The following is a 22,677-nucleotide window of genomic DNA, read 5'->3' as shown; positions in this document are numbered from 1 at the left end:
TTTTTGCTTCTTTTTTGTTCACAAAAAAGAAGACCCTTCCTGCTGTGCGGCGCTTGTGTTGCTTATGTGGCTGACCGGGTCCGGGGTGAGCCGGCGCTGACGGCGGATGCGGCATGGGGGCGGTTTGAGGAATTCAGGGTGGTTGTGATCCGCTGCGCCGGGCGATCGGCGCAGGCTTGCGGCTCATGGTGTGGCCGGGCGGATAGTGGCGCAGAATCACCAGCAGCGCCAGGATCGCGGGCAGGGCTGAGACGATGGTGAATTCGTAGAATCTGATCCAGCCGAGCGCCTGGGCGAGCACGCCGGACAGGCCGCCGACCGTGCGCAGGGCGACGGCGGCGACCGAGGACAGCAGAGCGTATTGGGTTGCGGTGTAGTGCTTGTCGCACAGGCCGGAGAGATAGGTGATGAACGCGGCGTCCGAGATGCCTTGGGCGAAGGATTCCACCACGCTGACCGCCAGCAGGATGTGCGGCAGGTGCGGGTAGAGGCCGAGGACGGGGTACAGGCCGAGGGCGAGGGTCTGGAACAGCAGGGCGGCCATCAGCGCGGTGCCGACGCCGGCGCGGGCGACCAGCACGCCGCCGAGGGCGGTGCCGGCGAGCACCGCGACCAGGGCGGCCGGGCCGGTGGCGAGGGCGATGATCGCGCGGTTGAAGCCGAGATGGGTGTAATAGGGGGCGAGCATCACGCCGGCGAGGGCTTCGCCGAGGTAGAACAGCACGACGAAGGCGAGGATGACGGCGGCGCCGCGGCGCGACCAGAATTCGGCGAGCGGGGCGATGACGGCATCGCGGAAGCGCGCCGCGATCGACCCGGTATCGACGGTTTCGGGGGGGGGTGGTTCGGGGCAGAGCAGGGTGGTGGCGGCGCCGATCAGTTGCAGGGGGACCAGCAGCAGGATGGCGGCGTGCCAGCCGAGCGTGACCGACAGGGCGATGACGCCGGAGCCTGAGATCAGCATCGCGCCGCGATAGCCCCAGACATAGCCGGCGGTGGCGGCCCCCTGCAGGGTGAGCGGGAAGAACTCGATCCGCCAGGCATCGATCATGATGTCCTGGCTGGCCGAGAGGAAGGCGACGAGGCCGCCGAGGATCAGGGTGAGGGCGAGGTGGTGCGCCGGATGGGTGAGCGCGAGGCCGCCAATGGTGGCGGCGAGGCAGAGCTGGATCGGCAGGAGCCAGCCGCGCCGGCGGCCCAGCGTGCGGAACGGCGGCGGCGGGCGGATCTGGTCGAGCGCGGGGGCCCAGAGGAATTTCAATGAATAGGCGATGCCGAGATTGGTGGTGAAGCCGATCGCCGCGAGCGGCAGATGCGCGCGCGCGAGCCAGAGCCGCAGCGTGAAGCCGGACAGCGCCAGAGGCAGGCCGGAGGAGAAGCCGAGGGCGGTGATCAGGGCGATGGGCAGGATGCGCTTCATGCCGCCATTTGCCAGGGTGGGCCGTTGCCGCGTCAAGCACGCGATGGCCGCAGGGGGTTATGGCGTGATGATGAGCGGCAGGTGGCCGTGGGGTGGCGCGAGGTGGATGACGTGGCCGCCGGGGTGTGGTGCGCGCGGTGCGGCGGCTGTCGCGGCGATGCCGTGCCAGGCGGCGCTGACCAGGGCCGCGTAGGGCAGGCCGCGGGCCGGGGTGGCCGAGTGATAGGCGGCGGTCGCGGCGCGCCATGAGCCGAGGTTGGCGTGCAGGCGGGCGAGGAATGCGGCGGCGTAGGCGGCGTTGGCGGCGGGTGTGAAGGCCGTCGCGAGGTTGGGGAAGGCATCGGGGTGGTCTTCGAGGTCGATCTGGAAACAACCGACGTCGATCGATTTCGCGCCGCCGGCCTCAGCGATGCGGACGAAGTCAGCGGCATCGGCGGCGGTGGCGAACCAATGACCCTGGCCATCGGCATCGACCGTGTCGGGCCAGGCGGCTTTGGCGCCGCCCGGCCCGGTGCGGCGGCCGGATTCGACCACGCCGATCGCGGCGAGCAGGCCGGGCGGCAGGTTGTACCGGCTGGAGGCGATGGCCGCGGCGACGCGGCATCCGCCACCGGCGTGGGCGGTGCCGCCGGCGAGGAGGATCAGACCCAGGATCGCAACGGCGCGGCGGAGGGCCGTGGTCATTTCTGACTCCGGTTTAATCGCGCGGTCAATTCTGCGCGGTTGTTCAGCGGCGACATTATCCCCACATCGTTACGGCACACTTAACCGTCGGGGTCTGATCTCGACATAAAACAGCCGTCACGCACGCCGACGTGATCGCAGGAAGGATGTTACGATGCGTACAATTCTTATGGCAGGTTCCGCACTGATGCTTATGAGTGGCATTGCGCTCGCGCAGAACGCTCCGGCCAGCACGACCGGCGGGCAGCCGGCCTCCGCAGGGATGAACTCGACCGGGGTGACCGGCAAGGAATCCGGTACGTCGTCGGGTAACATGGCCGCGACCTCGGGTGGCATGGCGGCGCCGGATGCGGCCGGGACCGCGAAATCGACCACCGGCATGCAGACGATGCCGAAGCAGCGCCGCAGCACGATGTCCAAAGCGATGGGCCATAACACGATGGGCCATTCGACCGGCATGATGCATCACAGCGCGATGATGGATCACGGCATGGCGGGCGGCGGCATGATGCCGGAGAACGGCTCGGCCGGGCAGTATATGCATATGGCCCAGCAGGCGGTGATGTCGCACAACAAGATGCGCGCGAACGATGCGTTGGGTCGCGCCGAGACCGACCTGCTGACCAATTCCTATGTGCAGGGTTCGGTCAATGGCCCGATCAGCACGCCGGCGATCTCGGCGATCCGCGACGCGCGCAAGGACGTGCGCGATGGTGATTACCATGGCGCATCGATGATGATCCACAAGGCGATGATGGACATGCACGGTGGCATGACGAACAAGGGCGACATGGGCTCGACGATGGGTGCGGCGGGTTCGATGTCGAACACCGGCATGAGCAACGGTTCGATGAATGACGGGTCGATGAACAATGGTGCCATGAGCCATGGCGCAATGGGCAATGGGGCGATGGGCAGCAATGCGCAGACAGGCCCCGGCAGCGTGCAGGGCAAGAAGGACAGCACCATGCACAATCAGATGACCCATTCGACCAATTCATCGATGTAACGACACCTGCGGCTGAAAACCGGCGGAAAGGGGCGGCGATGAGCCGTCCCTTTTTTGCATATGCGAAGATCGCTCGTCCGATATGCTCGCTTTTGCGGTGCAAAACGTGTAGGAGGAGCCCGTTGAACCCCGAAAGACGATAATATGACCCAGAATATGCTGCGCAATGTCGCCATCATCGCGCACGTCGACCATGGCAAAACCACGCTGGTGGACCAGTTGTTGAAGCAGTCCGGCTCGTTCGGCGCGCATCAGCATGTCGCCGAGCGCGCGCTCGACCGGAACGATCTCGAGCGGGAGCGCGGCATCACCATTTTGGCGAAATGCACCGCCGTGCAGTGGGGTGATGTGCGGTTGAACATCGTCGACACGCCGGGTCACGCGGATTTCGGTGGTGAGGTCGAGCGGATTCTGAACATGGTCGATGGCGTGGTCGTGCTGGTCGATGCCGCCGAGGGCGTGCTGCCGCAGACCAAATTCGTGGTCGGCAAGGCGCTGGCGCGCGGGTTGAAGCCGATCGTGGTGGTCAACAAGATCGACCGGCCGGATGCGCGTGCCGATGAGGTTCATAACGAGGTGTTCGACCTGTTCGCCGCACTCGGCGCGAATGACGAGCAGCTGGATTTTCCGATGCTGTACGCCTCGGGGCGGCAGGGTTGGGCGACGGTGGATCTGGATGGGCCGCGCGAGTCGCTCAAGCCGCTGTTTGATCTGATCGTGAGCCATGTGCCGGCGCCGAACCTGCCGGAGGATGCGCCGTTCGCGATGGTCGTGACGATTCTGGAGAGCGATAATTTCCTGGGTCGCGTGCTGACCGGGCGCGTCGAGCAAGGGCGCGCGACCGTCAATATGCCGGTGCGGGTGATCAGTTTCGATGGCCGCAGCGTGGAAACCGGGCGGCTGACCAAGCTGCTGGCGTTCCGCGGGCTCGAGCGGGTGCCGGTGGATGAGGTTTCGGCCGGCGACATCATCGCGGTGGCCGGGCTCAAGGAAGCGACCGTGCCGGATACGATCGGGGGGATGGAAATCACCGCGGCGCTGCCGGCGACGCCGATCGATCCGCCGACGCTGTCGATGACGTTCCGCATCAACGATGGTCCGCTGGCCGGGCGCGAAGGCAAGAAAGTGACATCGCGCCAGATTCGCGAGCGGCTGTTTCGCGAGGCGGAAGGCAATGTCGCGATCAAGGTGACGGATTCCAACGAGACCGAGGCGTTCGAGGTTGCCGGGCGCGGCGAATTGCAGTTGGGCGTGCTGATCGAGCAGATGCGCCGCGAAGGGTTCGAACTCACCATCGGTCGTCCCCGCGTGCTGACGCGCGAGAATGAGGCGGGCGAGCGCGAGGAGCCGATGGAGGAAGTGCTGATCGATGTCGATGAGCCCTATGCGGGCGTCGTGGTCGAGAAGATGTCGCGCCGCAAGGGCGAGTTGCAGGACATCCGCCCCTCCGGCGGTGGCAAGCAGCGGCTGACGTTTCGGATTCCGAGCCGGGGTTTGATCGGGTATCATGGCGAGTTCCTGACCGATACGCGCGGCTCGGGCGTGATGAACCGCCATTTCGTCGGCTATGGTCCGTGGAAGGGCACGCTGGAAGGACGGCGCAACGGTGCGCTGATTTCCAATTCCGATGGCGAGAGCGTGCAATATTCGTTGTTCGCGCTCCAGGATCGCGGGACCTTGTTCATCGGCGCCGGCGAGAAGGTGTATCTGGGGATGATCCTGGGCGAGCATTCGCGCGAGAACGACCTTGATATCAACCCGATCCGTGAGAAGAAGCTGACCAACATCCGCGCCGCCGGCAAGGACGAGGCGCTGCTGCTGATCCCGCCGCGCCGCCTCAATCTCGAACAGGCGATCGCGTATATCGAGGACGACGAGCTGGTCGAGGTGACGCCGAGCGCGATCCGGCTGCGCAAGCGGCATCTGGACCCGCATTCGCGCAAGAAGGCCGATCGGGCGTTCGACGCGGCCTGATCGGCTCCGGTGCGGCCAGCGTCGGCCGCACCTGTCCGACCGCGCGGCGCCTGTTCAAATGTCCCCGCCCGGACGTTGCACGCCCTTTCTGATATCAGAACGATATATACAGGTCAGCGGTCCTCCCCTGTATTCATCCGTAAAGACGCAAATAAATAAAAGTTTTTTGCTTCTTTTTTTCAAAAAAGAAGCCCCTCCTTGTCTTTCACGCATCCTGATGCGCCCGTTCGGTAACCGGATCGTGGATCGCATCGGGCATCGGCTGGCCTTCGAGTTCGAGGCGTTGTTTCGGCAGGGCGCCGGGGTAGGTGGCTTGCAGGTAGTCGATCATTTTTTCGCGGACGTAGCAGCGCAGGTCCCAGGCTTCGCCGGAGTTGCGGGCCGAGACCAGGGCGCGCAGTTCGATGGTGGTGGCGAGGGCGTGGGTAACCTGCAGGACGACGACCTTGCCGCTCCAGAGCGGCGTGGAGTGGACGATTTCGTCGAGTTTCTTGCGCAGCGCATCGACCGGGACGGTGTAGTCGACATTCCAGTGAACGGTGCCGATCAGTTCGGAGGAATCGCGCGTCCAGTTCTGGAAGGGCTGTTCGAGCAGCCAGGCGAGCGGCACGATCATGCGTTGCCAGTTCCAGATGCGGACGACGACGTAGGTGCTGGTGATTTCCTCGATCCAGCCCCATTGGCCGTTGATGACGACGGCGTCTTCGACGCGGAGCGGCTGGGTGATGGCGATCTGGATGCCGGCGATCAGGTTGGAGAGCACCGGCCGTGCGGCGAGGCCGACGACGAGGCCGGCGGCGCCGGCCGAGGCGAGCAGCGACACGCCGTATTGGCGGACGGCGGGAAACACCATCAGGGCGGTGGCGATGGTGATCATGAGGATGAGGACGTGGCTGGCGCGGCGCAGCACCTGCCATTGGGTGACGTGCTTGCGCGCCATGACATCCGCCTGGATGTTGTCCGGGCGGAGCGACAGTTTATGAACGGTGAAGGTATCGACCGCGATCATCAGGCTCCAGCCGAGCAGGACGATGAAGGCGGCGCTGAGGACGTGCAGCACCCGCGACAGGGTGGACGCCGCCATCGGCGCTTCGGGCAGGACGGTGCCGAGCAGCACGACCGCGAGCACCAGGAACAGGATGCGTCTGGTGCGTTTGACCAGAATGGCGAGGACCGGCCGCCGCTTGAGCAGCCGTTCGGGCACGGCGTGGACCAGGATGAAGTGGATGACGCCGGCCAGCAGCAGGGCGGCGGCGATCAGGATGAGCGTGATCAGCGCATGCGGCAGGCCGTGCATGGCGCTGGTCGCGTTGATCGCGGCGTGCGAGATCGGGTTGGACGGGGCGTGGGTCTGGGGTGGGGCGGCGGTTGTCGCGGTCTGGGCCATGAAGCCTCCTCTGGCGTGGGCCGCATCGATCATGGTGCGGTGCAGCACATTCGGTTGCTGGTTGCCAGTTAGAACCCGGCGGCGCGGATGCAAGGCTTATCGCGCGGCCGGCGGAGATCGGCGCGGTGGAACCGGCGGCGTGACGATCAAGCCGACGTGATCGGGGTGCGTTCGATGGCGGTGTGCTGCGGGTCGAACATGGTTTCACGGTCGACCCAGGCGCCGCCGGCGAGCACCTGGGTGCGGCGGAACCTGGCCTTATAAGCCATTTTCGGGCTTTCGGGGACCCAATAGCCGAGATAGACATAGGGCAGGCCGAGCTCGCGGGCGCGCTCGACCAGCCAGAGGATGGACTGGGTGCCGAGCGAGCGGCGGGCGAGGTCGGGCGCGAAGAAAGAGTAGACCGCGGAGAGACCATCGCCCAGGCGGTCGGTCAGGCAGGCGCCGATCAGCCGGTCTGACGCGTCGCGGTATTCGACCAGCCAGGTTTCGATCGGCGTGTCTTCGACCATGGCGCGGTAGTCGTAGAAGCTCATCGAGGCCATGTCGCCCTCGCCGTGGCGGGCATGCTGGTAGCGCTGGAACAGCAGGAATTGCTCGGAGGTGGCGCGCGGGGGCATTTCGTAGGCGCGAATCCCGGTGTTGAGGGCGGCGATGCGGCGCTGGGTGCGGCTGGGGGTGAATTCGGCGACGACGATGCGGATGGGGATGCACGAGCGGCAGCCGTGGCAGACCGGGGCGTAGGCGATGTTGTGGCTGCGGCGAAAGCCGCCGCGCGAGAGGCGGTCATGCAACGCTTCCGCGCCGGTGCCGCCCAGCTCGGTGACGACCTTGCGTTCGGTGCGGCCGGGCAGATAGGGGCAGGGCAGCGGTGCCGTGGCGTAGAAGAATTGCGGCGAGCGGGACATGGGCGGGCCTGGTTTCATGCGGTGCGGGGTTGACTCACGCGGCGGGGGCCCGGTTGAGGGCGGCGGCGTGGACCAGGGTGAGGCCGGACAGCAGATCGTGCAGGGCGCGGTGGCGGCGGGTGATCAGCACCAGGAGAAACGGGATCATGCTGAGGGCGAAGCACAGGTAGAGCAGGACGGTCCAGGTGATGGCCTGCGCAAGGCTGGGCCGTGCAGGCATGGGCAGACCCAGTGTGTCGTCCTGGCGCAGGGTGAGGCCGAGCAGGCGCTGGCCGGGGGTGGCGGCGGTGCGGGTGCGCAGCCAGGCGACGTAATAGAGGGCGGGCATCAGCGGCATCAGGTGAAACAGCAGGAAACCCAGGTCGAGGGTGAGGATGCCGAGCACGGTGATCACCCAGACGAGCATGGCGCCAAAGATGGCGATCAGGATGAGGTCGATGACGAAGGCGATGATCCGGCGTGGCCAGACATCGCGGGTGAGCCATGCATCGAGCATGAGGTCCGGGCGGAGCGACAGGCTTTGACTCATGGCGGAGAGAGTATGGTCCGGTCCGGGAGAACGCAATGGCGAATTACAGGGCTCGGGCGATGGTTGTGCCGGCACGGCGCCGGGGATTGGGGTGCTCCGGGCAGAGTTTTGTGCAGGAAAGAGACAATTCGCTTTTTTGGGTCTCGACCGGCGCGGCGGCCGCGCAATGGACAGCCCGCCAAGCGATTGCTAAACGCCCGGTCTCGCCCCGTATCGAGCGCGAGCGCGCGCAGCAGCCCCTGGAACCTCCTTGATGAAGATTGTCGCCTGCAATTCGAATCCGCCGCTCGCCGAGGCGGTGGCCGCCGCGCTCGATCTGCCGCTGGCGAAGGCGCTGATCCGCCGGTTTGCCGATATGGAGATCCATGTCGAGATTCTCGAGAACGTCCGCGGTGAGGATGTGTTCGTGATCCAGTCGACCGCGTTTCCGGCCAATGACAATCTGATGGAATTGCTGATCACGCTCGATGCGCTGCGGCGCAGCTCGGCGCGGCGGATCACCGCGGTCATTCCGTACTTCGGCTATGCGCGGCAGGACCGGCGGACCAGCCCGCGCACGCCGATTTCGGCGAAGCTGGTGGCGAACCTGATTACCGAGGCGGGGGCGAACCGGGTGCTCACGATCGATCTGCATGCGGGGCAGATTCAGGGGTTTTTCGATATTCCGGTGGATAATCTGTATGGCGCGCCGCTGTTCGCGCGGGACATCAAGGAGCGGTTCGCCGGGCGCGACATCATGATGGTCTCGCCGGATGTGGGCGGTGTGGCGCGCGCGCGGGCGATTGCGAGCCGGTTGAACTGCGACCTTGCGATTATCGACAAGCGCCGCGAGCGGGCGGGTGTTTCCGAGGTTATGAACGTGATCGGCGATGTCGAGGGGCGCAACTGCATCCTGATCGATGATATCGTCGATTCCGGCGGCACGTTCTGTAATGCGGCCGAAGCGTTGCTGTTGCATGGCGCGACCTCGGCCTCGGCCTATGTGACGCATGGGGTGCTTTCGGGGCGGGCGCTCGATCGGATCGAGGCGAGTCCGATCGAGACGCTGACGATTACCGACAGTATCCGGCTTGACACATCGCGCGCCTGCCCGGCGAATTTGCGGGTGTTGAGCATCGCGCCGCTGCTGGCGACCGCGATGCGGAATATTTCCGAGGAGACCTCGGTCAGTTCACTGTTCGACTGAAAGTGCGGGAGGGAGATCGTGATGAAGCTTTATTACGCGCCGGGCGCGTGTTCGCTGGGCATTCATGTCATTCTCGAGGAGATCGGCGTGCCGCATACCGGGCAGCTGGTCAATCTGCGCGAGGGGATGCAGTATCAGCCGGCGTTCAAGGCGGTCAATCCGAAGTCGAAAGTGCCGGTGCTGGAGCTGGATGATGGCACCGCCCTGACCGAGTGGATCGCGATTGCCGGGTATCTGGCGGCGATGTTTCCCGAAGCGGGGCTGGAGCCGGCGGATCGGCTCGAGCGGGCGCGGGCGATGTCCTATATCAGCTATATCAACGGGACCATGCATACGCAGGGGTTTACGCGGATCTTCCGCCCCGAGCGATTCAGCCCGAACCCCGAGGAGAAAGAGGCGGTACGGGCCGAGGGAAGGCGGATTTTCAGCGAGGGGTTCGATCTGATGGAGCAGGCGCTCGGTGAGCGGGAATGGCTGCTGGGCTCGTATTCGATTGCCGATGCGGCGCTGTTCTATGTGTCGTTCTGGGCGGAAGGGCGTAACACGGTGCCGCTGCCGCCGGGGATTGCGGCGCATTACGCGCGGATGAAGGCGCGGCCGGCGGTGGTGCGGGCGATGACGCAGGAAGGCCTGATCTGATGGCGCTGCCGCGCGTGGCGTTCTGGTTTCTGCGCCATGGGCAGACCGATTACAATGCGCGCGGGGTCTCGCAGGGGGCGGTCGATATTCCGTTGAACGAGACCGGCCTTGCGCAGGCGCATCGCGCGGCGCCGCTGCTGGCCGGGCGCGGCATCACCGCGATCGTGGCATCGCCTATGCAGCGCGCGCGGGTGACGGCCGAAATTGTCAACGAAACGTTGAAGCTGCCGCTCAGCCTGGAGGCGGATTTGCGCGAGGTGGTGTTCGGCGGGATGGAAGGCCAGCCGTTGCATCCGTGGTTCGCGCACTGGCTGGATGGCACGGCGACTCCCGCGGGGGCGGAAAGTTTTGCCGATATCACGGTGCGGGCGGGGCTGGTGCTGGGGCGTGTGCTGAGCGCTACACCGGGGCCGTTGCTGATCGTATCGCATGGCGCGTTTTTCCGGGCCGTGCGGGGGTTGATGGGGCTGGCGTTGGACGTGCCGACCACGAATGCGACGCCGATTTTGTGCGAGCCGGTGGGGCAGGGCTGGCGGGCGACGGCGCTGGCGTGAGGGCGCTGCTGGGGGTGAGAAACCGGTGAATTGTGTATGGAATGCGCGCTGTTCATTGATTATTAACCCTTTCGCGTCATTATGCTTGGCAGGAAACCAGGACGGCCGATGATGGACATGAGTTTTTTTGCGCCGCGCTATATGGATATCGGTGCGGGTGCTGCGTCGCGGATTGCGGTGATGCTGGGCCGGCTGGGGTTGAACCGGCCGTTGATCGTGACCGATCCGATGATGGTGAAGCTTGGGCTGATCGCCCGGGTGACCGAACCGCTCGATCGGGCGGGGATGGTTTATACCGTGTTCAGCGAGACCGTGCCGGAGCCGGTGGACCGGGTGATCGAGGCGGGCGTGCGGTTTGCGGCGGACCTGGATATCGACTGCATCGTGGCCTTCGGTGGCGGATCGCCGATCGATACCGCCAAGGCGATCAATATTCTGCTCGCCGCACCCGAGGGCACAAGGATGCGGACGTTCAAGGTGCCGGTGGTGGCCGATACGGCGGCGTTGCCCCTGATCGCGGTGCCGACCACGGCGGGAACGGGTTCGGAGGCGACGCGGTTCACCGTGATCACCGATACCGAAACGGATGAGAAAATGCTGATCGGCGGGTTGGGGGCGCTGCCGCTCGCGGCCATTGTCGATTTCGAATTGTCGATGAGCGTGCCGGCGCGGACTACGGCGGATACCGGCATCGATGCGTTCACCCATGCGCTGGAGGCATTCGTGTCGCGCCGGGCCAATCCGGTTTCGGATAGTTATGCGCGGGCTGCCCTGGGATTGATCGGGGCGAATCTACGTGCGGTGTATCATGAGCCGGACAACGTTGCCGCGCGCGAGGCGATGATGCTGGGGGCGACGCTGGCGGGGTTGGCGTTCTCCAATGCCTCGGTGGCGCTCGTGCATGGCATGTCGCGGCCGATCGGCGCGCATTTTCATGTACCGCACGGGCTGTCCAACGCGATGCTGCTGCCGGCGGTGACGCGGTATTCGCTGCATGCGGCGCTGCCGCGCTATGCCGAGGCGGCGCGGATCGCGGGGTTTGCGGAGCCCGAGGATGCGGACCAGCTGGCGGGCGCCAAGCTGGTCGATGAACTGGATACGATCAATTTCGACCTTGGCGTGCCGACGCCGGAAGCCTTCGGGATCAGGCGGGACGATTGGTATGGCCGGCGCGCGGTGATGGCGGATCAGGCGTTGGCGTCGGGCAGCCCGGCGAATAATCCCGCGGTGCCGGATGCCGCGGCGATCATCGGGTTGTACGAGGCGATTTACTGACGCCTGGCCGGTTCAGCGGCGGAGCAGATAGCCGATGACGCCGCCGGCGATGGCGCTGATGATCGATTGCGCCCAACGCTTGTCGGACGCTGTGGTGGTTGCGGCGAGCAGGACATCCAGCGAATAGGCGACCACGATGACCAGGAGGATGATCGCCAGGGTGAAGACGATCAGATCCTTGACGAGACGGACCCGGCGTTCGCCATCGGTTTCCTTGCGCCCGATCGTTGCCTGAACATCGGGTGGTAGATTGTTGAGATCGATCAGGCTCAAAGGCCGATGATTTCGGTCTTGATCTCCCGGGTTGCCGGATCGAACAGGCCGACATGCAGACCGCGATCGCGCTGCGCTTCGACCGCGGCGATGTACATCGCCAGTGCCTTGCGGATCAGTGAGGATTTGGTTTCGGGGTCGGTCGCCACGGCATCGACCCGGCGGTTCAGTTCATCCGATAAGACGAGATTGAAACGTGCGGACATGGTGGGCTCCTTGGGGATGATGCGTCATATATGCGTCTTTAATGCGCATTGGGCAAGATGAATCGGGGCTTCGTTTCATCGGGCGGCGGCGAAGGCACCGCCCTGGTGGTCCCAGCCTGCGTCCGGCGCAGCGGCGATTTCGGCCGCGAAATCTTCGGCGTTCTGGATCGGGCGGTAGCCGAGTTCGGCGGCTTCGGCGTTGTCCCACCAGCTGCGGGTGTTGGCCGAGACGCCCCACACCGGGCGGTAATCGCTGATCGGCGCGGTGAGGCTCTGCATCACCAGATGTTCGAGGTCTTCGTGGCCGAGCCAGGTGGACAGGTGGCGCGTTTCGGTCGGCCGGGGCAGGGCGCTGCCGATGCGCAATGCAACGCCTTCGATGCCGTATTTGTCCCAATAGAGCCGGCCCATACCCTCACCCCAGAGTTTCGACAGGCCGTACAACCCATCCGGCCGGTAAGGGTCGGACAGGCCGAGCCGGTGGCCGACCTTGTACATGCCGATGGTGTGGTTGGAACTGGCGAACACGATGCGCTGCAGGGCGTGCCGGCGCGCGCCGTCATACAGCGCATGCAGGGCGACCAGATTGTTCTCGATGATCTCGGGCAGCGGCCGTTCGACGCTGGTGCCGGCGAGATGCAGGACCGCGGTAGCCCCATGCAGGGCCCGATCGACGACGGCGGGGTCGCGCAGGTCGCCGATCACGGTGGTTTCGCGCGGATCGAGCGGCGTGATCGGCGCGATATCCACCGCGCGGAGCGGGATGCCGCGTGCCAGCAGCCGGGGGCGGAGGACGAGGCCGAGCTGGCCGCCGGCGCCGGTCAGGACGAGGGACATGGGCGCCCGGTCAGCCGCCCGCCATGGTCATGCCTTCGACGCGCAGGGTCGGCGCATCGGTGCCGCGCTTGAATTCGAGGTCGTTGGCGGGGGTGAGGTGCATGAACATCTCCCGCAGATTGCCGGCGATGGTGATCTCGGCGACCGGTTCGGCGATCTTTCCGTCGCGGATCATGAAGCCGGCAGCGCCGCGCGAATAATCGCCGGTGATGCCGTTCACGCCCATGCCGATGAGTTCGATGACATAAAGGCCGAGCTTGATGTCGGATATCAGGGCCTCGGCGGACAGCGTGCCGGGCTCGATGTAGAGGTTGCTGGCGGCCGGGCTGGGCGGGCCGGAGGTGCCGCGCGCGGCGTGGCCGGTGGTTTTCAGGCCAAGCTGAGCGGCGCTGCGGGAATCGAGCAGCCAGGTGGTGAGGATGCCGTCCTCGATCAGGGCGCGGCGCTCGACGCGCTGGCCTTCACCGTCGAACGCGCGCGAGCGCATACCGCGGACGCGTTTGGGATCGTCGATGATTGAAATGCCGGGTGCGAAGACCGGCTTGCCCATCGCATCCTTGAGGAAACTGGTGCCGCGCGCGATGCCGGAGCCGTTGATGGCGCCGGTGAAATGGCCGAGCAGGCTGCCGGCGACGCGGGGATGATAGACCACCGGCAGCTTTGCGGTGACCGGCCGGCCGGGGTTGAGGCGGCTGACGGCGCGTTCGGCGGCGGCGCGCCCCAGCGCCGCGGGGTCCGACAGGTCAGAGCCGTGGACCGCGGACGAGGATTCGTAATCGCGCTGCATGCCGATGCCTTCACCCGCGATCGGCGAGACCGAGACGCCGTGGCCGGAGCGGCTGTAGGCGCCGGCAAAGCCGCGCGAGGTGGCGAGGGCGATGTGGCTGCGTGACCAGGAGGCGCCGGCGCCTTCGGAATTGGTGATGCCGGGGAAGGCGAGGGCGGCTTCCTCGGCGGCGGCGGCGCGGGCCATCAGCGTGTCGACCGTGGGTTCCACGGCGTCGTCCATGTCGAGCGCCGCGGCGTCTTCGGGGGGTGGGGCGTCGGGGATGTCGGCGAACTGGTCTTCGGGGACGACCTTGGCCATGGCCACGGCCTGTTCGGCCAGGCGGTCGAAACCGGCGGGATCGACCGCGCCGGATGAGACGATCGCGCTGCGCTTGCCAACGAACACGCGCAGTCCGATGTTGTTGGTCTCGGCGCGCTCGATCTCCTCGATCTTGCCCATGCGGCGGCCGACCGAGACCGAGGTGCCGGAGGCGAGCAGGGCATCGGCCTGATCAGCGCCGGCGCGCCTGGCGGCGGCGAGCAGGGCGCTCAGATGATCGAGCGCGTTCATGCTGCCAGCCTTTCCAGGATTTTCGGCATCTGCGGCACGCGGCCGATCGGGCCGATGGCGGCGAGGGTGGGTTTGGCGCGGAAGATTCGTGTGGCGACGCGGGTGATGTCGGCCGCGGTGACGCCGTCGATCCTGGCGATGGTTTCGGCGATCGGCACGACGCGGCCGAACACCTGCCACTGCCGGGCGAGTTGTTCGCAGCGGCTGCCGGTGGATTCGAGCGACATCAGCATGCCGGCCTTGACCTGCGCGCGGGCGCGGCGAAGCTCGGCTTCGGTGATGTTGTCCTGCACCTTGGCGAGTTCGCCGAGCGTGACCGGCACGAGCTCGGCCGCTTCGGCCTCGCCGGTGCCGGCGTAGATGCCGAACAGCCCGGCATCGTTGTTGGGCAGGGCGAAGGAGTAGATCGAATACACGAGGCCGCGCTTTTCACGGATTTCCTGGAACAGGCGCGAGGACATCCCGCCGCCGAGCAGGGTGGAGAGCAGCATGGCGGCGTGGAAATCGGGGTCGCTGTAGCCGACCGCGGGAAAGCCGAGCACGATATGCGCCTGATCGAGATCGCGGACTTCGCGGTACTCGCCGCCGCCATAGATGCCGGGGATCGGCGGGGTCTGGGTCGCGTTCGGCAGGTCGGCGAAATGCTCGCTGACCAGATCGACCACGCGCTGGTGATCGAGCTTGCCGGAGGCCGAGACAACGATGTTTTTGGGCGTGTAGTGGGCGCGCATGTAGCGCTGGAGCACATCTGGCGAGAGGGATTTGATGATGCTCTCGGTGCCCAGCGTGGGCCAGCCCATCGGCTGACCGGGGTAGGCGGCCTGTTGGAAATGGTCGAACACGATGTCGTCCGGCGTGTCGTTCGCCTGGCCGATTTCCTGCAGGATGACGCCGCGCTCGCGCTCGAATTCGCCGGCATCGAAGGTGGAATGGCAGAGGATGTCGCCGATGATGTCGATGCCGAGCGGCAGGTCGTCCTTCAGCATCTTGACGTAATAGGCGGTCTGCTCGCGCGAGGTGTAGGCGTTGATGTGGCCGCCGACATCCTCGACCGCTTCGGCGATTTCCACCGCGTTCCGCTTTTCGGTGCCCTTGAAGGCCATGTGCTCGAGAAAATGCGAGACACCGTTTTCAGGCGCGGTTTCGTGACGCGTGCCGACGGCGGCATAGGCGCCGAACGAGACCGTTTCCACCCGCTCCATCCGTTCGGTGATGATGGTGAGGCCGGAATCGAGATGGGTGATCTGAACACCGTCGGTCATGCATTGTTCCTGTGCGCGAAATTGCGAACCAGCGCTTGCACCTCGGCGAGGCGCTTGCTGGAGCGCTGAAAGACTTCATGACGATGATATAGGTCTTTCAGGGGTTCGGGGAGAGAGGGGCGGATGCCGATTGCGCGTTCCATCGCATCGGGGAATTTGGCGGGATGGGCGGTGGCGGCGGCGATGACCGGGATGCCGATCGGGCCGCAGGCGCGGGCGGCGGCGATGCCGATGGCGGTGTGCGGTTCGGCGATATAGCCGTAATCGCGCTTGATCCGGCGGATTTCCGCCAATGTTGCCGCATCGTCGAGCGAAAAGCCGGTGAATTCGCGGCGGACCGCGCGCCACACAGGCTCGGGCACGGTCATGCGGCCGGTGGTGCGGAAATCGGCCATGGTGTGTGCGGTTGCGCCGGCGTCGCGGTGCAGGAATTCGAACAATAGACGCTCGAAATTGGAGCTGACCTGGATATCCATCGAGGGCGAGAGGGTTTCGACCACGCCGGCCGTGCTCATGTCGTTGCCGGACAGGAAACGGGCCAGAATGTCGTTCGCGTTGCTGCCGACGATGAAGCGCGCGATCGGCACGCCCATCCGCTGCGCGGCCCAGGCGGCCAGGACATTGCCGAAATTGCCGGTCGGCACCGAAACCGCGACCGCGCGGTCCGGCGCGCCGAGGGCGAGGGCGGCGGCGACGAAATAGGGGATCTGCCCGGCGATGCGCGCCCAGTTGATCGAGTTCACCGCGGACAGCCGCATGTCGGTGCGGAACGGCGCATCGGCGAACATCGCCTTCACGAGATCCTGGCAATCGTCGAAATTGCCGCCGACCGCGATGTTCAGCACGTTGGGTGCGCGCACCGTCGTCATCTGGCGGCGCTGCACCTCGGACGTGCGGCCCTCGGGGTGCAAAATGGCGATGTCGACCCGCGAGCGGTCGCGGCACGCCTCGATCGCGGCGGAGCCGGTGTCCCCCGATGTCGCGCCCACGATCATCACCCGCTCGTCGCGCGCTTCCAGCACATGATCGAACAGGCGGCCGGCCACCTGCAAGGCCAGATCCTTGAACGCGAGCGTCGGGCCGTGGAACAGTTCGAGGGCGAACAGGCCGGGCTCCAACTGCACCAGCGGAACTACCGCTGCACGGTCGAACCCGCGATAGGCCGCCCGGCACATGCCCTGCAGATCATCGACCGAAACCGCGCCGCCACACACGAACGGCGCCATGACGCGTGCCGCGAGCTCCGCATACGGCAGGCCGCGCATCGCGCGCAGCTCGGCAGGCGAAAAGACCGGCCATTCATCGGGCACGAACAACCCGCCATCCTCGGCCAGGCCTGCGAGTAACACCCCGTCGAACGTCCGGGCCGGGGCCACCCCACGCGTCGAAATGTAACGCATCACTCGGTCCTTAATGCATGGTCGGTTAGCAAGGCCAGGGGCTCTGCCCCTGGACCCCGTTAAAGGCGGAGCCTTTAAAATCCATTAGTTTTAGGCAAGGGGAGGGCGACCCAGGCCAGATCGACTGAACCACCGAGGCAGCGCCCTCCCCTTGCCTAAAACTAGCGGGTTCTAAGGGCTAAGCCCTTAGCGGGGGTCCAGGGGGCAGAGCCCCCTGGCCTTCTTAACCGCTCAGGCATTCGCAACGGGTGCAGCGTCCATCTGTTCGCGGCGGGATTGCCAGAGGCCGACGAAATCGACCGGGCCGAGCATGACGGGGGGGAAGCCGCCGTCGCGCGTGACATCGGCGAGGATGTTGCGGGCGAAGGGGAACAGCAGGCGCGGGCATTCGACCAGGAGGACAGGTTCGACCTGGTTATCGGGGATGCCGGTAAGGGTGAAGATGCCGGAGTAGGACAGCTCGGCGATGAAGACTGTCATGTCCTTGCCGGGTTCGGCGCCGTTGGCGGATTCGGCGGGGGCGGGGATGGTGGCTTCCGCGCGGGTGGCGAGGGTGACTTCGTAGACGTTCTGGTCATCCTGGATGCGGCGGACCTGGACATCGAGGTTGATGTTCACCGAAGGGGGTTGGCGCAGGATGGTATAGATCGCCGGTGCGTTGGGGACTTCGAAGCTGAGGTCCTTGGTGTACTGGATATTGAGGGTGAGCGGCGGGGTCTGCGTTTCGGACATTGCGATCGGCTCCATCTGGACATATGCGATTCGGTTGGGCGCCCGCCTAGCACGGTGTTGATTTTGGTGCCAGCATGGGGGTGGAGAAAAGCCATGAGCAAGCGTGTTTTCATCGACGGCGAGGCCGGGACCACGGGGTTGCAGATTGTCGAGCGGCTGCGGCGCCTTGATGGCGTGGTGGTGCAGAGTCTGGATTTGCGCGCGCGCAAGGACAATGCGGCGCGCCGGGCGATGATGGCATCGGTCGATCTGGTGGTGTTGTGCCTGCCCGATGAGGCGGCGCGCGAGGCGGCGGACATGTTCGAGGGGCTGGGCAGCGCGGCGCCGCGGTTGCTGGATGCGAGTTCGGCGCATCGGGTTGCCCATGGGTGGGTATACGGGTTTGCCGAGCTGGTGCCGGGGCAGGCGGCCGCGATTGCGCAGGCGGCGCGGGTTTCGAATCCGGGGTGTTATGCGACCGGGGCGGTGGCGTTGTTGCGTCCGCTGGTCGATGCGGGGCTGGTGCCGGCGGATTATCCGCTGACGATCAATGCGGTGTCGGGGTATTCGGGTGGCGGCAAGGCGCTGATTGCGGACCATGAGCGCGATGGCGGGCCGGCGTTCGGGCTTTATGGTTTGTCGTTGAATCACAAGCATATCCCGGAAATCGAGCGCCATGGCGGTCTGACGCGGCGGCCGATTTTTGTGCCCTCGGTCGGGCATTTTCGCCAGGGGATGCTGGTTTCGGTGCCGCTGCATCTGGATGCGCTGCCGGGCCGCCCGACCGCGCGCGAGATCGGGTGTGCGCTGGTGGCGCATTATGAGGGGGAAGGGCAGGTGCGGGTGCGGATGACGCCGGCCGAGCAGCGGCTGGATGCCGCATGTGTGGCGGGATCGGACCTGATGGAGTTGTTCGTGTTCGAGAACGAGGCCGCGAGCCAGGCGGTGCTGGTGGCGCGGCTGGATAATCTGGGCAAGGGCGCGGCGGGGGCGGCGGTACAGAATATCGGGCTGATGTTGGGGCTTGGGGTGTCGGGCCGTGTGGCGGAGCGCGTGCCGGCCTGAGCTTGACCGGCGCGGTTGCCTCGGCAACATTCGGGGCGACTGGAGGGCAAATCATGCGTTTGTTCGTCGCCCTTGATCTGCCGTGGGAGGTCAAGCAGACCCTGGCGGGGTTTGCGTTCAACCTGCCGGGGGCGCGCTGGGTGCCGGCGCAGAACATGCATCTGACGCTGCGGTTCATCGGCGAGGCCAGGCGGCTGGAGGCCGAGGAGATCGATCATGCGCTGGCGGCGATCCGCGGGCGGGGATTTTCGCTGGTGCTGACCGGGGCAGGCTGGTTCGAGAAGGCAGGACGGGTTTCAGCGTTGTGGGTGGGGGTCGAGCGCAACGAGGCGCTGCTGCATCTGCAGGCGAAGATCGAGACCGCGCTGCGGCGCATCGGGCTGGTGGCGGAACGGCGCCGGTATACGCCGCATGTGACGCTGGCCCGGATGGACATGCCGATCGGGCCGCGATTTGCCGAATTCGTGCAAAGCCGGAATTTGTATCGCTCGCCACCGATCGCGGTGGAGCATATCACGCTGTTCAGTTCGCATCTGGGCGATGTGCATCCTGAATATACCGCGGAGGTCGAGTATTCGCTTGGTTAAGCGGTAAACTTCAGAGAATGTTAAGACTTTCGGCGTATCGGTGCGTTGTATCGCGTTCAAGCCGGTTGTCCTGAAAGTTCACTGATTTCAATGATGCTTGTTTTGCTGGTCGGTTTTGCGGGTCTGGCTGCCGTTGCGGCGATTTATATTCATGACCGGCGGCAGACGACGCATACGATTTTGCGAAATTTTCCGGTGATCGGCCATTTCCGGTATTTTGCCGAAACCTGGGGCGAGTATATGCGCCAGTATCAATATCTGCCGGACTGGGCGGAGCGGCCGTTCAACCGGCTCGAGCGGTCCTGGGTGTACCGCTCGGCCAAGGGCGTTTCGAACCTGGTGAATTTCGGCAGCGAGACGGTGCCGAGCTTTATTTTCCGCAACGCGCCGTTTCCCGTGCTCGATGAGGAAAAGCGGCACTATGGCGGCAAGCTGATCGGGGTTACGGCGGGTCCGGGCGCGTGCCGGACGCCGTTTCTGGCGCGGCATTTTTTCAACATCAGCGGCATGAGTTACGGCGCACTGAGCCATGCGGCGGTGCTGGCGCTGTCGAAAGGCGCGCGGTTGGGCGGTATCTGGATGAGTACGGGTGAGGGCGGGCTGTCGGATTATCATCTCGCCGGCGGGGGTGATCTGATCATGCAGATCGGCACGGCGAAGTATGGGGTGCGTGATGGTGCGGGGGAACTGTCCGATGAGCGGCTGCGGGCGATCGCTGCGCATGAGCAGGTGCGGATGTTCGAGGTCAAGCTGGCGCAGGGGGCCAAGCCGGGCAAGGGCGGGATTTTGCCGGCGGGCAAGGTGACGGCGGAGATTGCGGCGATCAGGGGCATTCCGGAGGGTGAGGCGAGCATCAGCCCGAACCGGCATCGTGACATCGGCAATATTGCCGAGCTCGGTGCGTTCGTTGCGCGGGTGCGCGCGGTGACGGGCAAGCCGGTCGGGGTGAAATTCGTGGTGGGCGATGGCGCGTTCGTCGACGAGTGGTTTGCCGACTGCGTGGCGCATCCGGAGCACTGCCCGGATTTCGTGCAGGTCGATGGCGGGGAGGGTGGTACCGGGGCGGCGCCGGCGCCGCTGGCCGATTATGTGGGTCTGCCGATCACCCAGGCGCTGCCGCTGGTGGCGGCGGTGCGGGCGCGGCACGGGTTAAGCGAGCGGGTGCGGATTGTTGCATCGGGGAAGTTGGTCACGCCGGACAAGGTGGCCTGGGCTTTGTGCATGGGCGCCGATTTCGTGAGTTCGGCGCGCGGGTTCATGTTCAGTCTTGGGTGTATTCAGGCGATGAAATGTGGCTCGGGGCGATGCCCGACCGGGGTGACGGCGGTGGACCCGAAGCTGATCGCAGGGCTCGATCCGGCGGACAAGGCGGTGCGGGTGGCGAATTATGCGCGCCAGATCATCGAAGAGGTCGAGATGATCGCGCATTCCTGTGGTCTGACCGATGCGGCCTGTTTCGCGCCGCGGCATGTGACGGAGATCGAGCGCGGCGTCGGCGGTTTTCGTGCCCCAGCGACGTAGTCGCGATGACTTGATCCCGATCGGTTCCAAGTCGACTGCCAGTTCAAAAAATGGTCTTTGGTTGTTTTTTACAAAAAACTACGGCTTGAATTCAACTTTCTGTCGTCTTGATCACGCCGCTCATCGCATTGGCCAGGTCGGTCGGGATCAGGATCGTGGTGCCCTTATTTTTATTCATCTCGTAGATCAGGTTCATCTGCCGGATTTTCAGCGCGGCAGGGTTGGCGGCGTAGATGTCGCCGGCGCGGACGATTTGTTCGGCGATGGCGACTTCGGAGCTGGCCAGGGTGACGCGGGCCTGTTTTTCCTTTTCGGCCTGGGCGTTGCGGCTCATCGCGTCGTTCAGCTCGGCGGGGATGCGGACGTCGCGGATCTGCACGCCGATGCCGCCGATGCCCCAGTCCTGCGATTTATCGGCGATGACGGTGCGGATGCGCTGGTCCATCTGTTCGCGGTTGCCGAGGATTTCGGCGAGCGACATGCCGCTGATGGTCTCGCGCAGCGAGGTTTGCGCGACCTGGCTGATCATGGCGCGGTAGTCGAGCAGTTCGGTCGCGACGCGTTTCACGTCCTCGACCTTCCAGAACAGGATGGAGTCGACCGCGACGGAGACGCCATCGAGTGTTAGCGTGTTTTCCGCGCTGATGACGGTGCTTTGTTTGCGGGTATCGACGGCGACGTAGATGGTCTCGATCACCGGAATGATGAAGAAGGCGCCGGGGCCGCGGATGCCGGCGAAACGGCCGAGGCGCAGGACGACGGCGCGTTCCCATTCATTTGCCATGCGCAGTGACAGGGCGACGCCGGCGCCGATCAGGACAAGGACGACGCCGGGGACGAACAGGCGCAGCACGCCCGCGGCGAGGGCGCCGATGACGATGAGAATGATGGCGATGACGGCGGCGGATCGGTTCATTGCATGCGCCTGTCGGTGATTGGCGGCCCGGGGTGCGGGCGGCACGGCCTTGATGAATTATTCTTAAGAAATTTTTCGTCAATGGCATCGTGCGTTGGAGGTCCGGGCCGGAATCGAACCGGCATACGCGGATTTGCAGTCCGCTACATCACCACTCTGCCACCGGACCGGGCACGATCTGAGCTGGCTTATCGGGCCATCGGCGGCCAGCGGTCAAGACCGGTCGCGCGGAAGGCGGGTCGCGCGGGGCAGGAATGTTTTGCGAGAACGCGGACTCGCTTTATAGATAGAGACGCTCCCGCGTAGAGGCTTCCGGCTGAAGGACCCCGATGAAGGAAAAAGACCGCGATTTCCGCACCGCTCGTGCCTTGATGGTGGATTGTCAGGTCCGGCCGAACAACATCGTCGACGATCGGATCGTGACCGCGATGCGCACGCTACGCCGCGAACGGTTTGTGCCGCCCGCCCTGGTGGGACGCGCGTATAGCGACGCGGAATTGCCGCTGGGCGAGGGGCGGACCATGCCGTCGCCGTTGACCATCGGCCGGCTTGCGAGCTTTGCGGCGGTGCGGCCGGGTGAGCGGGTTCTGGTGATCGGCGCGAACACGGGCTACGGCGCGGCGGTGCTGGCGGCCTGCGGCGGGGCGGTGGTGGCGCTGGAATCGCGCGCGGATCTGCGCGCGATCGCGACGGCGGCACTCGCGACCGAGGCGCCCGAGGTACGCGTAGTGGCGGGGCGGTTGAGCGACGGGGCGCCGCAGCACGCCGCGTTCGATGTGATCGTGATCGAGGGGGCAATCGATGCGCTGCCGGTCGGGCTCGCCAGTCAGTTGACCCCCAAGGGCCGGGTGATCGCCATCGTGCGCCAGCGCGGCGTTGGCCGGATCGTGCGGGCGGAGGTCAGCGGCCGGGATTTTGTGCAGATCGTGCTGGCGGATTGCCAGGCTGGTGCGCTGCCGGGGTTCAGCCCCGAACCGGCATTTGCGTTTTGATGG

At 65.5% G+C, this 22,677-nt stretch carries 23 protein-coding genes and 1 tRNA gene; 10 read left to right on the top strand and 14 right to left on the bottom strand.

Annotation, left to right across the window (positions count from 1 at the left end; genetic code table 11):
• Window positions 1–133: 133 nt before the first annotated feature.
• The gene (locus tag AruPA_RS09690; protein WP_265636466.1) at window positions 134–1,420 is read right to left on the bottom strand and encodes an AmpG family muropeptide MFS transporter; all 1,287 of its coding nucleotides are present in this window, start codon (window positions 1,418–1,420) and stop codon (window positions 134–136) included.
• A 57-nt stretch (window positions 1,421–1,477) separates the two neighbouring features.
• A complete protein-coding gene (locus AruPA_RS09685; protein ID WP_265636465.1) occupies window positions 1,478–2,104 on the bottom strand; it encodes a transglycosylase SLT domain-containing protein in 627 nt (208 codons plus the stop codon).
• Between the two features lie 154 nt (window positions 2,105–2,258).
• Here AruPA_RS09685 and AruPA_RS09680 point away from each other — a divergent pair, with 154 nt between their 5' ends.
• Entirely contained in the window at window positions 2,259–3,113 is an 855-nt protein-coding gene (locus AruPA_RS09680; RefSeq protein WP_265636464.1) for a hypothetical protein, read from the top strand.
• Between the two features lie 144 nt (window positions 3,114–3,257).
• Entirely contained in the window at window positions 3,258–5,087 is a 1,830-nt protein-coding gene (typA, locus tag AruPA_RS09675; RefSeq protein ID WP_265636463.1) for a translational GTPase TypA, read from the top strand.
• 205 nt (window positions 5,088–5,292) lie between these two features.
• Here typA and AruPA_RS09670 read toward each other — a convergent pair whose 3' ends face one another.
• The 3 genes from AruPA_RS09670 to AruPA_RS09660 all read right to left on the bottom strand — a co-directional run bounded on the left by AruPA_RS09670 (window position 5,293) and on the right by AruPA_RS09660 (window position 7,911).
• Window positions 5,293–6,474 carry a mechanosensitive ion channel family protein gene (locus tag AruPA_RS09670; RefSeq protein WP_265636462.1) on the bottom strand — a complete coding sequence of 394 codons (1,182 nt, stop codon included), beginning with the start codon at window positions 6,472–6,474 and terminating at the stop codon, window positions 5,293–5,295.
• Between the two features lie 146 nt (window positions 6,475–6,620).
• Window positions 6,621–7,382 carry an arginyltransferase gene (locus tag AruPA_RS09665; RefSeq protein ID WP_265636461.1) on the bottom strand — a complete coding sequence of 254 codons (762 nt, stop codon included), beginning with the start codon at window positions 7,380–7,382 and terminating at the stop codon, window positions 6,621–6,623.
• Between the two features lie 34 nt (window positions 7,383–7,416).
• Window positions 7,417–7,911, bottom strand: coding sequence for an RDD family protein (locus AruPA_RS09660; protein ID WP_265636460.1), 495 nt, complete (start codon window positions 7,909–7,911; stop codon window positions 7,417–7,419).
• Window positions 7,912–8,164: 253 nt separating this feature from the next.
• On the opposite strand from AruPA_RS09660, the gene AruPA_RS09655 reads away from it, so the two are divergent.
• The 4 genes from AruPA_RS09655 to AruPA_RS09640 all read left to right on the top strand — a co-directional run bounded on the left by AruPA_RS09655 (window position 8,165) and on the right by AruPA_RS09640 (window position 11,565).
• Window positions 8,165–9,097 (top strand): ribose-phosphate pyrophosphokinase, encoded by a 933-nt coding sequence (locus AruPA_RS09655; protein ID WP_265636459.1) that lies wholly within the window; start codon window positions 8,165–8,167, stop codon window positions 9,095–9,097.
• A gap of 21 nt (window positions 9,098–9,118) precedes the next feature.
• Entirely contained in the window at window positions 9,119–9,736 is a 618-nt protein-coding gene (locus AruPA_RS09650) for a glutathione S-transferase family protein (RefSeq protein ID WP_265636458.1), read from the top strand.
• On the top strand, window positions 9,736–10,290 hold the full coding sequence (locus AruPA_RS09645) for a histidine phosphatase family protein (protein WP_265636457.1): 555 nt from the start codon (window positions 9,736–9,738) through the stop codon (window positions 10,288–10,290). The genes AruPA_RS09650 and AruPA_RS09645 overlap by 1 nt, the downstream gene beginning before the upstream one ends.
• Before the next feature lie 111 nt (window positions 10,291–10,401).
• On the top strand, window positions 10,402–11,565 hold the full coding sequence (locus AruPA_RS09640; protein ID WP_265636491.1) for an iron-containing alcohol dehydrogenase: 1,164 nt from the start codon (window positions 10,402–10,404) through the stop codon (window positions 11,563–11,565).
• Window positions 11,566–11,577: 12 nt separating this feature from the next.
• Here AruPA_RS09640 and AruPA_RS09635 read toward each other — a convergent pair whose 3' ends face one another.
• From AruPA_RS09635 to secB, 7 genes are all read right to left on the bottom strand, one after another.
• Window positions 11,578–11,838 carry a hypothetical protein gene (locus AruPA_RS09635; RefSeq protein ID WP_265636456.1) on the bottom strand — a complete coding sequence of 87 codons (261 nt, stop codon included), beginning with the start codon at window positions 11,836–11,838 and terminating at the stop codon, window positions 11,578–11,580.
• Window positions 11,835–12,044, bottom strand: coding sequence for a hypothetical protein (locus AruPA_RS09630; protein WP_029312296.1), 210 nt, complete (start codon window positions 12,042–12,044; stop codon window positions 11,835–11,837). The genes AruPA_RS09635 and AruPA_RS09630 overlap by 4 nt, the downstream gene beginning before the upstream one ends.
• Window positions 12,045–12,119: 75 nt before the next feature.
• Complete coding sequence (locus AruPA_RS09625) at window positions 12,120–12,881, bottom strand: NAD(P)-dependent oxidoreductase (protein WP_265636455.1); 762 nt, start codon at window positions 12,879–12,881, stop codon at window positions 12,120–12,122.
• Window positions 12,882–12,891: 10 nt separating this feature from the next.
• A complete protein-coding gene (locus AruPA_RS09620; RefSeq protein ID WP_265636454.1) occupies window positions 12,892–14,220 on the bottom strand; it encodes a TldD/PmbA family protein in 1,329 nt (442 codons plus the stop codon).
• Window positions 14,217–15,482 (bottom strand): pitrilysin family protein, encoded by a 1,266-nt coding sequence (locus tag AruPA_RS09615; RefSeq protein WP_265636453.1) that lies wholly within the window; start codon window positions 15,480–15,482, stop codon window positions 14,217–14,219. The genes AruPA_RS09620 and AruPA_RS09615 overlap by 4 nt, the downstream gene beginning before the upstream one ends.
• Window positions 15,479–16,882, bottom strand: a complete 1,404-nt coding sequence (gene thrC / locus AruPA_RS09610) for a threonine synthase (protein ID WP_265636452.1) — start codon at window positions 16,880–16,882, stop codon at window positions 15,479–15,481. The genes AruPA_RS09615 and thrC overlap by 4 nt, the downstream gene beginning before the upstream one ends.
• Before the next feature lie 231 nt (window positions 16,883–17,113).
• Window positions 17,114–17,614, bottom strand: a complete 501-nt coding sequence (gene secB, locus AruPA_RS09605; RefSeq protein WP_265636451.1) for a protein-export chaperone SecB — start codon at window positions 17,612–17,614, stop codon at window positions 17,114–17,116.
• A gap of 93 nt (window positions 17,615–17,707) precedes the next feature.
• Between secB and argC the strand changes: the two genes are divergently transcribed.
• From argC to AruPA_RS09590, 3 genes are all read left to right on the top strand, one after another.
• Window positions 17,708–18,658, top strand: a complete 951-nt coding sequence (gene argC / locus AruPA_RS09600) for an N-acetyl-gamma-glutamyl-phosphate reductase (protein WP_265636450.1) — start codon at window positions 17,708–17,710, stop codon at window positions 18,656–18,658.
• A 53-nt stretch (window positions 18,659–18,711) separates the two neighbouring features.
• Window positions 18,712–19,245, top strand: a complete 534-nt coding sequence (gene thpR / locus AruPA_RS09595; RefSeq protein ID WP_265636449.1) for an RNA 2',3'-cyclic phosphodiesterase — start codon at window positions 18,712–18,714, stop codon at window positions 19,243–19,245.
• A gap of 90 nt (window positions 19,246–19,335) precedes the next feature.
• Window positions 19,336–20,766, top strand: a complete 1,431-nt coding sequence (locus tag AruPA_RS09590; RefSeq protein ID WP_265636448.1) for an FMN-binding glutamate synthase family protein — start codon at window positions 19,336–19,338, stop codon at window positions 20,764–20,766.
• 91 nt (window positions 20,767–20,857) lie between these two features.
• Here the strand turns inward: AruPA_RS09590 and AruPA_RS09585 are convergent, their stop codons facing one another.
• Window positions 20,858–21,682 carry a slipin family protein gene (locus tag AruPA_RS09585; RefSeq protein WP_265636447.1) on the bottom strand — a complete coding sequence of 275 codons (825 nt, stop codon included), beginning with the start codon at window positions 21,680–21,682 and terminating at the stop codon, window positions 20,858–20,860.
• A gap of 95 nt (window positions 21,683–21,777) precedes the next feature.
• Window positions 21,778–21,851: transfer RNA gene (locus AruPA_RS09580), tRNA-Cys, on the bottom strand.
• Window positions 21,852–22,011: 160 nt separating this feature from the next.
• Here AruPA_RS09580 and AruPA_RS09575 point away from each other — a divergent pair.
• Window positions 22,012–22,674, top strand: coding sequence for a protein-L-isoaspartate O-methyltransferase (locus AruPA_RS09575; RefSeq protein WP_265636446.1), 663 nt, complete (start codon window positions 22,012–22,014; stop codon window positions 22,672–22,674).
• The last annotated feature ends 3 nt before the right edge of the window (window positions 22,675–22,677 follow it).

Origin of the sequence: Acidiphilium sp. PA (assembly GCF_026191915.1) — a bacterium.
GTDB lineage: Bacteria > Pseudomonadota > Alphaproteobacteria > Acetobacterales > Acetobacteraceae > Acidiphilium.
This window is presented reverse-complemented; position numbering and strand designations above follow the sequence as displayed.